General features: G+C 68.7%; 11 protein-coding genes. 5 read left to right on the top strand and 6 right to left on the bottom strand.

What is annotated here, in order from left to right; all coding sequences use genetic code 11:
• Positions 1 to 111 precede the first annotated feature (111 nt).
• The 3 genes from BMX37_RS05665 to BMX37_RS05655 all read left to right on the top strand — a co-directional run bounded on the left by BMX37_RS05665 (position 112) and on the right by BMX37_RS05655 (position 1,305).
• Positions 112 to 489, top strand: a complete 378-nt coding sequence (locus tag BMX37_RS05665) for a beta-barrel domain-containing protein (protein ID WP_139198032.1) — start codon at positions 112 to 114, stop codon at positions 487 to 489.
• Positions 490 to 552: 63 nt separating this feature from the next.
• The gene (locus tag BMX37_RS18735; protein WP_170841860.1) at positions 553 to 708 is read left to right on the top strand and encodes a hypothetical protein; all 156 of its coding nucleotides are present in this window, start codon (positions 553 to 555) and stop codon (positions 706 to 708) included.
• A 105-nt stretch (positions 709 to 813) separates the two neighbouring features.
• Positions 814 to 1,305 carry a DUF1440 domain-containing protein gene (locus tag BMX37_RS05655; RefSeq protein WP_093664505.1) on the top strand — a complete coding sequence of 164 codons (492 nt, stop codon included), beginning with the start codon at positions 814 to 816 and terminating at the stop codon, positions 1,303 to 1,305.
• A gap of 17 nt (positions 1,306 to 1,322) precedes the next feature.
• Here BMX37_RS05655 and BMX37_RS05650 read toward each other — a convergent pair whose 3' ends face one another.
• From BMX37_RS05650 to BMX37_RS05630, 5 genes are read right to left on the bottom strand one after another with little or no spacing between them, the layout of a single operon-like run.
• Positions 1,323 to 1,847, bottom strand: coding sequence for a hypothetical protein (locus BMX37_RS05650; protein ID WP_093664504.1), 525 nt, complete (start codon positions 1,845 to 1,847; stop codon positions 1,323 to 1,325).
• Entirely contained in the window at positions 1,844 to 6,871 is a 5,028-nt protein-coding gene (locus BMX37_RS05645; RefSeq protein WP_093664503.1) for a DUF11 domain-containing protein, read from the bottom strand. The genes BMX37_RS05650 and BMX37_RS05645 overlap by 4 nt, the downstream gene beginning before the upstream one ends.
• Before the next feature lie 60 nt (positions 6,872 to 6,931).
• Positions 6,932 to 8,041 carry a DUF11 domain-containing protein gene (locus tag BMX37_RS05640; protein ID WP_093664502.1) on the bottom strand — a complete coding sequence of 370 codons (1,110 nt, stop codon included), beginning with the start codon at positions 8,039 to 8,041 and terminating at the stop codon, positions 6,932 to 6,934.
• Between the two features lie 31 nt (positions 8,042 to 8,072).
• Positions 8,073 to 8,498: a hypothetical protein gene (locus tag BMX37_RS05635; RefSeq protein ID WP_093664501.1), complete on the bottom strand. Its 426-nt coding sequence runs from the start codon at positions 8,496 to 8,498 to the stop codon at positions 8,073 to 8,075.
• A 47-nt stretch (positions 8,499 to 8,545) separates the two neighbouring features.
• Entirely contained in the window at positions 8,546 to 9,430 is an 885-nt protein-coding gene (locus BMX37_RS05630; protein WP_170841858.1) for a hypothetical protein, read from the bottom strand.
• A 468-nt stretch (positions 9,431 to 9,898) separates the two neighbouring features.
• Between BMX37_RS05630 and BMX37_RS05625 the strand changes: the two genes are divergently transcribed.
• Positions 9,899 to 10,585, top strand: a complete 687-nt coding sequence (locus tag BMX37_RS05625) for a response regulator transcription factor (RefSeq protein WP_093664499.1) — start codon at positions 9,899 to 9,901, stop codon at positions 10,583 to 10,585.
• Positions 10,586 to 10,902: 317 nt separating this feature from the next.
• On the opposite strand, the gene BMX37_RS05620 is transcribed toward BMX37_RS05625, so the two are convergent.
• Positions 10,903 to 11,172: a hypothetical protein gene (locus BMX37_RS05620; protein WP_093664498.1), complete on the bottom strand. Its 270-nt coding sequence runs from the start codon at positions 11,170 to 11,172 to the stop codon at positions 10,903 to 10,905.
• A gap of 309 nt (positions 11,173 to 11,481) precedes the next feature.
• On the opposite strand from BMX37_RS05620, the gene BMX37_RS05615 reads away from it, so the two are divergent.
• A complete protein-coding gene (locus BMX37_RS05615) occupies positions 11,482 to 12,363 on the top strand; it encodes an alpha/beta fold hydrolase (RefSeq protein ID WP_093664497.1) in 882 nt (293 codons plus the stop codon).
• Positions 12,364 to 12,376 lie beyond the last annotated feature (13 nt).

Genomic DNA, 12,376 nt, shown 5'->3' with positions numbered 1-12,376 from the left:
CATCCTGTCGCCAGAACGAAAAGCCGATCTGCCGCTATCCGACGCCGATCACCACGTAACGGGCCACCTCCGCCAGGATGACTGAGCCGATCGCGCCCGCCGCAGGTGGCCGTGGCGGAGGCGCGCGCCACCTTCGTCCGCGATCGGGGCCAGTGGCAGGTGCAGACCGCCGACGATCTGGCCGCCGCGCGTACGGAGCTGGAGGCAAGGACACGCGGCATGCCCGCCCTGCAAAGCCGCATGGACCGCACGATCGTGCGCGCGCCACGCAGCGGCCGGGTCGACAAGCTGCTGGTCGCGACCGTCGGCGCCGCCGTTCGCGCAGGCGAGCCGTTGGTGGAGATCGTGCCCGACGACGACATGCTGATCGTGGAGGTGAAGGTCCGCCCGCAGGGTATCGGTCATGTCGCGCCCGGACAGACTGCCTCCGTCAACGTCACCGCATATGAGGCGGCGATCTATGGCAGCCTGACGGGCAGCGTTGCGTAGATATCCCCAGACGCGCAGGTCGACCAGCGTACCGGGGAAAGCGCCTATCTGGTCCGCATTCGGGTGCCGCATGCCGGGCCGACCGACAAGTCGGGCCGGGCGCTCCCGATCGCGTCGGGCATGGTCACCAGCGTCAGCCTGTTGGGCGACAAGCGTTCGGTGCTGTCATACCTGCTGCCGCCGATCACCCGATTGTCGGAAAACGCCCTGCGCGACTGACGAAGCATCGCGCGCGAAAAGGTGCCGTCCGCCGGATCGATCCCGGCGGGCGGCATTTTGCGTTCGGCCGGGGAAACCATCGCCGCGTCAATCGATTGAGCGGGCATGAGCGAACAAACGAACATGATGTGGAAGGGTGCGCTGGCGGGACTGGCCGCCGGACTGGTCGCCTCCTTCGCGATGGACAGGTTCCAGGCGGTGCTGACCGCCGCGTCTTCCTCATCCTCCGACGACGAAGACGAGCCGGCCACCAACAAGGCCGCCGATCGGATCGCCCGCGCGACGACCGGCCATGACGTGCCCGACGACAAGAAGGACGCGGCGGGCCAAGGCGTGCACTACGCGCTGGGTGCTGGGCTGGGCCTCGCCTACGGGATGGCCGCGGAGGCCAGCCCCGCGGTGACGTCGGGGCTGGGCACGGCCTTTGGCGGCACGGTGGCGGGCCTGCTGGACGAGGCGGCGGTGCCGGCGGTGGGGCTCGGCCCGGCGCCGTGGAAGACGCCTGCCTCCGGTCACGCCTACACGCTGGCGTCGCACATGGTCTTCGGCGTCACGGCGGAAATCACGCGCCGCCTGGTGCGCAAGGCGCTGGGCTGACGCGCGTACGCCTTCGTTCAGCGGAGGCGTACGCGGAAGCGGAGGGAGGCCGACGCGCCCGCGACGCATGATCCGGTCAGCTTCACCTGGATGTTGGTGACGCGATTGTCATAGCCATCGGCATCGGGTTGCGGCCTGTAGGTCCAGCTTTTTCCGTTGTCGGACGAGAATTCGATGCTGTCGCCCCGACTGTCGAAACTGGTGAAGGTGTAACCCAGCCCGCTGGTGCCGAGCAGCCCGCCGTTGAACGCCACCGGGCCGGGCGTCAGCAGCGCTATGTCACTGACCCGCAACTCGGTGCGCGGCGGGATAGCATCCTCCAGCACGATGCCGCTCGCCGCCGCGTTCAGCGTGGGGTTGGCCAGGGTGATCGTGTAATCGAACACCGCACCCGGAATGGCCTTGGGATAGGTGTTGCCGGTCGGGTCGGACACCAGCTGAGCCGTCTTGGTGACGGTGATCGGCGCGGCATGCGCGGCGCGCGGCAGCAGCAGCAACAGCACCACAGGCAGCAGCAGGCACAGGCCTCGCACCCGGATCATCGCCGCCCTCCGAGGAGGGATTGGTCGAACTTCATCCGCATGGTCAGATATGCGCCGCGTCGGCTCCACCGGTCCCCGTCGAAATCGCGGTCGCGATAGCCGCTGACATTGTATCCCAGCGTCAGCCACATGTTGGTCGCGGGCGACACGCCGACCGATGGGCCGGCGGACACCAGCAGGGTGTTGCTGGACCAGCTGTGCCGCACGCTCGCCTGCACGCCGACCGCGACGCGCGGGTGCAGGTCCTGGCGCACTTCCACGCCGATCACGTCGATCAATCCTTCCACCGTCTCATCGGCATAGCGGCCGCGCACATATTTGGCGCCGTGGAACAGGCTGGCCTCGAACCCGCGCCCCTCTCCCGCCGCGTTGATGCTGTAGTTCACGGCCATCATGTTCACCGCCCGCATGGTTCGCGCCACACCGTCGGCGAGCAAGGGGAGAGCGAGCGGGTTACCGGACGACCCCGCCGCCGTGATCGCATCTCCGCGCAGCTGAAAGCGTTCCAGCACCGACCAGCGGCTGCCCAGTGGACGCAGCGCCAGTGCGAGGTCGGCGGTCGCGGTGGACGAGGTGGCGCCAAGCGCGTCACGCACCCGGAATGCCCGCACCGCCGATGCCAGCGTGCTGCCCTCACCCAGCGTGCGGACCAGATTGCTGGTCAGACCCCAGCGCCTCTCCCGCGTGCCGTCGCGATACTCGACCCGTCCCGTCCACGACCAGCGATCCGCACGATAGCTCGCGCCCAGCGTCGCGGCGGTGAAGTCGCCGTCCAGCGCATCCGCCGCGGCGATGCCCGACCCGATCACGCCGCCGCCCGCAGGCGGATGGTACCGGCTGAGCAGATCGTCGGCGTCTATCCGCCCCGCCACGGTGCGGCTGGAGTCGAGCGTCGCATCGACCGTCCAGTTCTTCCCGATCGGCAGCGACTGGTTCAGGCCATATTGCGCAAAGGTGCGCGCGGCGTTTTCCGATACCCCGCCCTGGTTCAACGTCGCCAGCAGATGCGCGCCGGCCCACGGCGCGACGTCGAATCCGACCCGGGATGTCTTGGCGTGGAAGTCCTGCCCGACCGCATCCTCATGCGCCGCGACCAGGCGCACCGCGTCGTCCAGCTTCCACGTCACGCCGATCCTCTGGCGCGCGGGGAAGTCCACGCTCTCGTCATGGCCGCCGACCGCGACCTGCGCCTGGCCGTCCACCTTCACCCGGTCGTCGAACAAGGATTGCGTGCCGCCCAGCGTCAGCAGGCGCGACGTACGCGTGCCGGCAGCATCCGGGCCGCTGCCGATGCCGCGATCGGTTGCGAACTGTACGCCCGCGAACACGGTCCCGGCCGTACGGCGGTATTCCAGCCGCGCCTCTCCCGCAACGCGCCGGCCGCCGTCGCCGAGCTGGTCCTGCATCCAGCCCGATGCGGTCAGCGACAGCCGCTCACCCAGCCTCAGCCGCCCGTCCGCGCCGACCTTGCGGGTGCCGGCCTCGCCGGCATTCTGCTGGCCCAGGCCAAAGCGGGCATCCTGCTGGCCCAGGCCAAAGCGGGCATCCTGCTGGCGCGCATAGGCCAGCACGTCGGCGGCGGCACCGTGATGCTCGACCTCCGCCAGCCAGGCGCCACCGTCACGCACCCCGCCCTTGCCGCCGCTCGCCGCCTCCGCGCGCAGCGTCGTGCCGGCCGCCACCTGCAGCTTCATGTCCAGGCCGGCAATGGTCGCACCGGGCGCCAGCCCCTGGTCTCGCAGCACGCTGCCGCCGATTTCCGCGCGACCGATCTTCAGCGCGGCACGACCGCCCGCCGCCAATTTGCGGGTGCCGGCGTCGACCTCGTAATCGACGACGATGAAGTTCGGGTTCAACGCGGCATCGCGGCTGAGGATCGGTTCGCGAAAGCGGATGGTGCCGGCCTGAGAGTCGATGTCGTAATCGAGGTGCCGCGTCAGCTGGCGGGTCGCGACGATCCGTTCCGAGCGAAAACGGTCGCGTGTCTCCAGGCGCAGCTTGTCGCTGTTGGGCACGATGTCGCGGACGGACAGGCGATACGGGCCGCTCAGCCCGTTACCCTGGATCTCGTCGCGGCCGTACCGGCTGTCGTCGCGCGCCGCGAATGCGGAGAACATGACCCGGCGACCGGCATATTCCGCCTTCATGCCATTGACCGTGCGGCTGTACCGGGTCAGTCGCGTATCGAGCAGGCCGGTCTCCAGATCGCCGTACAGCGCGTAGAACTCGCGACGCTCCAGCCGGACGTACAGCTTGCCGCGCGTCGCCGCATCATGGCCCTGCAAGGTGCCGTCGCCATAGACGGTGTAATAACGGTCGGGATCGATCATGCCGAGCAGGCCGCGATCGGGATCGCGCCGCCGGTCGCTGTCATAGGCAGTGGTGAGCAGCCACGATCCCTTGATCCGACCCTTTGCGTACAGCGCGAGCTGTCCGTCGACGTTGAGCGGCCCGCGTGCACGCGACGGCAGCGGCGCTGCATGCGACAGGGCATCGTGGCCGATCGTGCCGCGCCCGAACCCGACGACCACCCAGTCGCGCAACGGCGCGGCCAGCCAGGCGCGAACGTCGCTGACCTGTTCGACACCACGATCGGTCGTCACCACGGCGATCCGTGCCAGTCCGGCCTGTCGCGTCGGCTGAAGCGGGATCAGCGCCAGACCCGCGTCACCGGTCACCCGGGCGACGGTTGCGTCGGCATCCGGCCGCGACAGCGGTCGCGCGGTACGCGTCGCGGCCTCCTGCCAGGCCAGATAGGGCGCCTCGACGCGGAACGGGACGGGAGTGCCCGCGCGGACCGGCCGCCCGTCGCGGTCGGTGACGCGCACAGCCACCAGCGGCCGGGTCAGGCCATCCGCCACCAGCGTCAACCCCGCGGCCACGAAGCTCGCGCGTGCTGCCACATTGGCATAATGCACCGTGCGATCCAGCGTCGCGACGACCGCGCCGCCCGCATCCAGCACACGCGCCTCCAGCCGGTTGTCGCGGTCGTGCAGCGACAGGCCGCTCCAGCTGGAGATCGCGACGCCGCGTGCGGGATCGCTTTCGGTACCTTCGAAGCGCAACGGATCGACCGGCGCGCCGTTCAGGCGCAGCGCAACCCGCTGTCCGGGCAGGTGCCGGATCACGACCCGCACCGCCGGGGCACGCGGATTGTGGTCGATCTCCGGGAACAGCCAGCCGATGCCGGGCTGCGCGCGGGCCAGCCAGTCGGCCCGGTTGCCGGCGGCCAGCGCCTCCGCCTCGGGCGTGCCGTCCGTGTCGAGCGAACGAGGCGTGGCGACGGCGCCGGTCGGGCGAAGCTGAAAGTCGACGCGGTGCAGGCTGCCGCCGCCGCCCGTGACGAAGCGGGAGGCCGCGTCGCCGGCGGCGCGGGTGTCGCCACCGCACACGACCGGCGCATGGGTCGCGGGAACGCTGTCGCGGTCGACCTGCACCACATGCGTGCCGGGGCGCACCCCCTCCAGATGGTACAGCCCGTCGCGGTCGGTGACCACGAAGCTGCCATCCTCCAGCATCAGGCGGATGCCCGCCATGCCGGTCAGCGTCGATGCCGGATCGCCGCAATTCCCGGCCGTGACGCGGCCCGTGATGGTCATAGCATCGGTGAACAGCGGCGCGGTGATGCGCACCGCCGCGCTCGCCTCGTTGCTGGCGCCAAGTCCGGGCGCGACCGCGGTCGCCCGGTTGATCGCATCGCCTGTCGGGGCGGCGGCGGTCACCTCCACCAGATAGGTGACGCGCGTGGCGGCACCGGCCGCCAGCGCCGGCACGGCGAAGCGCAGCTCACGACCGTCGGGCGTCACCTGTGGCTCCGCCAGCCCCCGGATCGATCCGGGCCGAAGGTGCAGGCCGGGGGGCAGCCGGTCGATGATGGTGACGTCCCGCGCCGGCGTGGAGCCCGTGTTGCGCAGGTCGAGCCGATATTGCACGAAGTCGCCGAAGGCCGCGACATGGGTCGACGCCACCTTGTCCAGAACCAGATTGGCATCCGCGCCGGGCGGATCGATCGGGACGTCGACGCGGATCGGCTCCACGCCCTCCACGATCAACACGCCGCCATAGGATGCGTCCATGATGCGGAACCGGCCCCGATGCTCGGGCAGGTCGGCGATCTGCGCCGGAGTGGCGCGGGACGGCGCGACATAGCCGGGCGGCGGCTGGACCTTCAGCCGGTAGCGGCCTGGGGCCACCAGAGGGAAGCGGAACCGGCCCCGCCCCATCTGGTACCGGTCGCCGCGCGCATCCACGACCAGGCTGCCGGTGACGACGGTGGAGGGATAGGCACTGACCCCGTCGTCACCCACCACCGCCGCTGGCTGGCCGCTATCCTCATCGATCAGGGTGACGATCGCGCCGTCCACGGGAACTCCGGTACGGGAATCGAAGACTTCGCCTTCCGGATCGATCAGCACCGACCCGTCCGCGGGCGCGCTGTCATCGCTGCCGACATAGTGAACGCGCACCTGCGTGGTCCTGGTGATAAGGATGCCGCAGGATTCCTCTCCGCCCGGCGCGGTGGCGGGCAGTCCACCGGCGAAGACGCCGCTGTTCGCAGAGGTTTCGGTCAGCACGATCTCACCGCGCGTCCGGCCGGCCTCGAACTCGATGCGCGCCGTATCCTGCCTGGCCGGATCCTTGTTCTCCGCCGGTGCCTCCAGCACGAAGATCAGCACATCGTCTTCCTGCGCGGACACCAAGGGTGCCGTCTCCGCCAGGTCGGCGTCCGAGACGGGCGACGGCGTCGTGGTCAGCGTCGGTGTCTTCGTGCATCCGACGCCGCGCAGTTGGTAATGGGGGCCGGGATGCCTGATCGTCAGGCGCGTCGGCTTCGTGACACGCGGCAGCGACAGCGAAACGGTGTTCGACGACACGCTACGCTGGTTGCCATCCGCGGAAAAGGTCAGCCGGGCGGTGTTGCTGATGGTCTGCCCGCGCGCCGGCGAATCCGCGCCCACCCCGGCACCGGCCAGGGTCAGCAGGACCGCCGAAGCGGTGGAGAGGATGGCGCGGACGATAGGCATAGCTGTGCCGTCCTCCGGCGCGGGTGGCGCCGGAGCCGAATCTGCTCCTGCTTGTTGACCTTATCGGATGGTGACGCGGAACCCGACGTTCAGCGGGACCAGCGGCGTCACCGACGGCAGCGTCGCACGCACGGTCGCGCCATCGAACGAACCACCGTAGGGATCGCTTTCATCGGCCCCCACCGCATCATCGTCCTCGATCGATCCGTTGAGGACGCAGGTGTCGCCCGTGCCGATACCGCCGACCGTCAGCGAGTTGGAAATATAGTCCGTGTTCGCCGGCAGGGCGTCCGTCACCGTGATCCCGTTGGCGACGTTCGGCCCGGCATTGTTGACGGTGATGCAGTATTCAACCACCGCGCCGGGAATGGCGTGGGGACTGGCCAGCCCGTTCACCGGATCGCTCAACACACGCGCCGATTTCCTCAACGTCACTACCGCGCTGCCCAGGCGATAGGCGTCGAACGCGCGCTGCTGCCCGTTGCGCGGCTGGTCGAGCAGACCGGTGTCGTCGGCGAAGACGATGTCCACCGTGGTCGGGGAATCGGGCGTGGTCAGCGGCGTCGCAACGACGTCGCCGCCAAGTGTTCCCGCCTGTCCACTATTCGCCGCGATCGCGTTCAGCGATACATTGGCCTGCGTGATCCCGGCCACATCGGGGATATTGGCGACGATGAACACGGTCACGGTCGCGTCTGGCGCCAGTTCGTCGATGAACGTCGCCCGGTCGACGCCCGCTTCGTACGTGCCGTTGCCGTTCGAATCGACGAAGACGCGAACGCTGGTCACGTTGAAGTCGTCGGTGCCAAGCAGGGGGATGGACACATCCTGCTGATCCGCCTCCAACCGGAAATCCTGCGTCGCGTTGGTCAGGTTGGTCACGGTGAACGTCGTCACCTGATCCGTCGCGCCGCGCGCCACGATCGTCGGCGTGCCGCCCAGCTCGGCGACGGCCAGGTTGATCTTCTTGTCGACCACGAAGGTCGCGGTGTTGGAGCTGGTGGTCAGCGACGATCCGCCGACCGAATAGCTGACGGTCGCCTGGTTGGAGATGGAGACGCCGGCGGCGGTGCCGGACCTGACCTGTTGAGCCAGTGCCTGCGGCGCGATCAACAGGCCGGCGCCGGTGCCCGCCAGCAGGGCGACGGGTGAAAGGATACGGTTCATCATGCACGTCCTCTGGTGAAAGGTGGTTGGGCGCTCACTTCACGATCGCGCGAAAGGCGACCTGTCCGGCCGCGCCGCCGGTCAGCGGGGCGGCGATGCGCCAGCGCAGCGCGCGCACGTCGGCGGCGATTGCGGGTCGTCCGTCGACGCGCAGTTGCGCCAGTGGGGCAAAGGCTTTTCCGTCGACCGACACCTCTGGCACCGCCGCCTTCTCGGCCGGGCCGGCGTAGAGCAGGTTGCCGGGAACCGGGCTGGCGACGACCAGGTCGGGCACCGGTTGGCTGCCGGTGTTGCGATATATGAGCGTGTAGACGATCGCGTCGCCCGGCGTGACGCGGGCGGGCGGGACCAGAACGATGCGCGTCGTACCGTCGGCGGCGGCCTGACGCTGTTCGACCAGCACCCGCGCCGTCAGCTCGATCGGACTTGCCGCCGACGCGGCGACGGGCGCCGACGCCATCAGAAGGGCGATACAGCAACGGTGTAAACGGATCATCGCAGAGTTCCTCATTGGATCGTCACCTGAAAACGGAGGGTGTGGGTGGTCGGCCCGGCAACATCGCCGAGCGACACGTCGATGCTTGCGCCGTCGCAGCGGCCGGCATCGCCGTCGGCGGCGTCAGTCAGCGCCTGCCCGTCGAGCAGCAGGCTGCCGGGCACGAAGCGGGTGCCGGCGGGAACGGGATCGGTCAGGTGAGCGTCGCGCAAGGGGGCCCCGCCCTCGAAGCGCGCCTCTATGGAATAGGCAACCGTGGCCCCCTTCACCGGCGCGGTGCCGCCGTCCGGCGCCGTGACCTGCTGCGTCTTGGTCAGCGTGACGTTCGGCGCTGTGGCGTCGTCATCGACCGTGAAGGTCACGCGCAAGGTGTCGGACGCCGTGCCGGGACCGACGATCGCGTCGCCGCCGCCATCCCCTTCGCCGACATGAACCGACCCCGGCTGTCCGGACGCGGTCTGCGCGTGCGCTTGGACGATCAGGTCGGCCGGGCCGGCTGTGTCACCCTGGACCAGCGCCAGCAGCTTGGCCGTCGCGCCGGCGTCCATCGGCGGTGTCACGGCGTCGGCGCGGAGAGGCAGATCGACCGCCGGATCAAACCGGCCGTCGCCGTCGCGATCAATCGCGAACGTCTGGACGGCGACACCGCCCTCGCTCTTGATCGCGAAGGCTTCGTGCCCGTTGCCCGTGTTGGCGAGAGTGAACGGCACCGCGGCGAGTTGCCCGCGCGGCACGTGCGGCTCCGTGGCGGCCAGGGCCAGCTTGACGTCCAGGATCTCGGCGACGGTCAGGGCGGCGGCATTGGACGCGATGCGGACATCCCGGCCCTCTCCATCCATCGTCGCGAAAGCGGTGTTCACGATCGTCGAACCCGCCGGGGTGGCCGCGGACGTCATCGTCGGGACGGCCAGTATCAGGGTGGACAGGAGGGCGAGCCAGCCGACAGGCCGCCATGTGCCGCCGCCCCCGGCCCCCCGCCGCGGATCCACCATAATGGCGGTATGATCGGCCCGTCGCGTCACGTTCGCCCCCGCTGTAATAATGCGGTATTGGCTTTTCTTTTTCGCCTCTTTCCAAGTAGTTAAACGAGTCGCTGCAGGGGCTTCGGGTTGGACCAAAGTCTAACGGCGCGGATGATCGCGGCATGTCGCGCCCTCGGTGAAGCGCACAAACTCGCGTGCAGGAACTTCAACGTCGATTGTGCGGCGAGGGGATAGCTTGCGAACACTGAAGCGGGGGCCCGGCCCTCTGAGCTGCGAGTGGCGATAACCTATGTAACTCCAATATAGCGGTTTTTTCGTTTGAACTGCGGTAACTACTTAATCTAGCTTGCAGGATCGTGTGTAAAACTCACGGAGGCCTGCATGAACGGTCCTGGGCGCGTGTTGATTGCCGACGATCATCCGGTCACGCGCGAGGGGCTGTGCCTGGCGATACGCGCCGTCGCCGCCGCCGCCGTCATCGACCAGGCCGCGACCATCGCGGAGGCGCAGGCACTGATACGACGGCACGGCCGGTATCGGCTTGTCGTGCTGGACGATATGTTGCCGGACGCGGGCGGCTTTGCGGGGTTCATGCGCATCCAGCATGAGATCGGCACGACCCCGATCGCGCTGATTTCCGACAGGTATCGCGCGGAACAGGCGGAGGCGGCGCGCGCGCTGGGCGCGGCGGGCTATCTCGACAAGACGCAGTCGTTCGATACGCTGACGATGCACCTCAGCCGGATCGCCAATGGTGGCACTGTCTTCCCGCAGGAGGGCGAGCGACCGCACCGGGCCGCCTCGCTGCGTGCGCTGTTGGACAGCCTGTCCAGCGCACAGTTCCGCACCCTGCTGGCATCGGCCGACGGGCGGTCGAACAAGCAAGTGGCCGGCGAACTGGGCGTGACGGAGGCGACGGTGAAGGCGCATCTGGGGGCGACGTTCCGCAAACTGGGCGTGCAGAACCGCGTTCAGGCGCTGTTGCTGCTCCAGCCGCTGCTGTCGCGCGGGCAGGCCGATGCGGCTCCGACACCGCTGGGCGAGGACCCGCGAACGGGGCTGGCCTGACGGTCACGTGCTTGGTTGAGCGGAACCCCGGGGGTGATGGTCCGGATCACCGCCTGCGCGTCCCTCCTCGGCACGGCCCGTTCCGGGCAGACAAGCACCTCGAACCCGGCGCCAATCTGGGTGGACATCACGTCCTCATTTCCGACCTCGGCTTCGTGTGCTGCGCCGACGGTCGTCAAAGTGTCTCGGCGGCCCGTCAGGAATGAGGACGAGATCGTGAAGCCGGTCAAGGCATAAGAAAGGGGCGCCCGCATCGAAGCGGACGCCCCCTCTTGCGAACGCGCGACCCTGGGGTCGGCGCGGCCGATCCGTCGGTCTTACAGACCGTTCGACAGGTTCGTGTCGGGATCGTTGGTGCGCATGTCCTTCGCCTTCAGGTCGCCCTCGTTGCGGACGGCGTCTGCCTCGTTGTTCAGGCTGTCCTTAGCGGCGGTCGTGCTGGCGTTGTCAGCGGCGTCCTCGAGGTTGTCGGCGACGCTGTCCGCGTTCGCTTCGATGTTGTCGGCGGCCTGCTCACGCGGGCTGGAATTGCAAGCCGACAGAGCCATCAGGCCGATCGCGGCGCCGAGAACAGAAATCTTCTTCATTTTTCATTCCCCGTTGTGGAACATTGAAACGCGGTGACCGTCATTGGAGGTCGGTAATCATCCGCACCCGTGTTTGTTCCGCCGCGCCCATGAGCGCACAGCCGAACGACCGCGAATGCGACCGCCACCGTAACAAGCTTCGCAACGGATTGCACGAGGTCGCTGCTGCTGCCTCGCACACCAGCCCCCGCAACATGGATTTCGGCCCGGCCAGAGGGTGATTCGACGCGGCCGGTCGCGGCTGCCGGAACACCGACGCGGCCGACAGGTTCTTCGTATCCCCACTGTTTTCCAAGAGGTTGCACCGCCATGCCGACGGTCCAGACACCGGATCTTGCGCTCCATTACGAGGAATTTGGTGCGGCGTCGGAAAACGCCGTGTTGCTGCTGCATGGCTGGCCCGACGATGCGTCCACCTGGGACGATGTCGCACCGACCCTTGCCGATGCCGGCCACCGCGTGATCGTGCCGACCTTGCGGGGATTCGGCGAATCCCGGCTGAACCCGGACGCGCCGCGCGTCGCTAATCCGGCGGTCCACGCCACCGACATGATGGCGCTGCTCGACACGCTCGGGATCGAGCGGCTGGCGGTGGTCGGGCACGACTGGGGGTCCAACATCGCGGAGGCACTGGCGGTCGGCTGGCCCGATCGGATCGAGCGCATGACCCTGCTCGCGACGCCGCCGCGCCTGGGCGGCATGAAGACGCCGCCGTTCGAGCAGGCGCAACGCTATTGGTACCATTGGTTCATGGCGACGGACCGGGGCGCGCAGGCCGTACGGGCCGATCCGCACGGCTTTGCGCACATCCATTGGGTGAACTGGGCACCCGCCGGCTGGTTCGACGAGGCGACGTTCCGGACGGTCGCACGATCGTTCGACAATCCCGATTGGGTCGACATCACCCTGCACAGCTATCGCTCGCGCTGGGAGAATGCCGCGCCGGATCCCCGCAGCGAGTGGCTGGAAACCAAGGTCAAGGCGACGACCAGGCTGTCGCTGCCGACGCTGTTCATCAAGGGCGACGAGGACGGCGTGACGACGCAGGACAGCTTCGCCGCCGTCCCCGCCAAGTTCGACGGGCCGTTCGAGATGGTTGGCCTGCCCGGCGTCGGCCATTTCCCGCAGCGTGAGGCGCCCGAGAAGGTCGCGGACCTGCTCGTCCAGTTCCTTGCCGGCACCCGGCCCTGATTTCCCGAGAAAG

The organism is Sphingomonas gellani (assembly GCF_900110035.1).
Classification (GTDB): Bacteria; Pseudomonadota; Alphaproteobacteria; order Sphingomonadales; family Sphingomonadaceae; genus Sphingomonas; species Sphingomonas gellani.
The sequence above is the reverse complement of the archived record's forward strand: the minus strand, read 5'-3'. Positions and strand labels throughout refer to the sequence as shown.

Excerpts from the sequence above, each read along its gene's own strand:
- BMX37_RS05630 (WP_170841858.1), bottom strand. The coding sequence starts at position 9,430 with ATGACGTCCGCGGCCACCCCGGCGGGTTCGACGATCGTGAACACCGCT.
- BMX37_RS05615 (WP_093664497.1), top strand. The coding sequence starts at position 11,482 with ATGCCGACGGTCCAGACACCGGATCTTGCGCTCCATTACGAGGAATTT.
- BMX37_RS05645 (WP_093664503.1), bottom strand. The coding sequence starts at position 6,871 with ATGCCTATCGTCCGCGCCATCCTCTCCACCGCTTCGGCGGTCCTGCTG.
- BMX37_RS05640 (WP_093664502.1), bottom strand. The coding sequence starts at position 8,041 with ATGATGAACCGTATCCTTTCACCCGTCGCCCTGCTGGCGGGCACCGGC.
- BMX37_RS05635 (WP_093664501.1), bottom strand. The coding sequence starts at position 8,498 with ATGGCGTCGGCGCCCGTCGCCGCGTCGGCGGCAAGTCCGATCGAGCTG.
- BMX37_RS05650 (WP_093664504.1), bottom strand. The coding sequence starts at position 1,847 with ATGATCCGGGTGCGAGGCCTGTGCCTGCTGCTGCCTGTGGTGCTGTTG.
- BMX37_RS05620 (WP_093664498.1), bottom strand. The coding sequence starts at position 11,172 with ATGAAGAAGATTTCTGTTCTCGGCGCCGCGATCGGCCTGATGGCTCTG.
- BMX37_RS05625 (WP_093664499.1), top strand. The coding sequence starts at position 9,899 with ATGAACGGTCCTGGGCGCGTGTTGATTGCCGACGATCATCCGGTCACG.
- BMX37_RS05655 (WP_093664505.1), top strand. The coding sequence starts at position 814 with ATGAGCGAACAAACGAACATGATGTGGAAGGGTGCGCTGGCGGGACTG.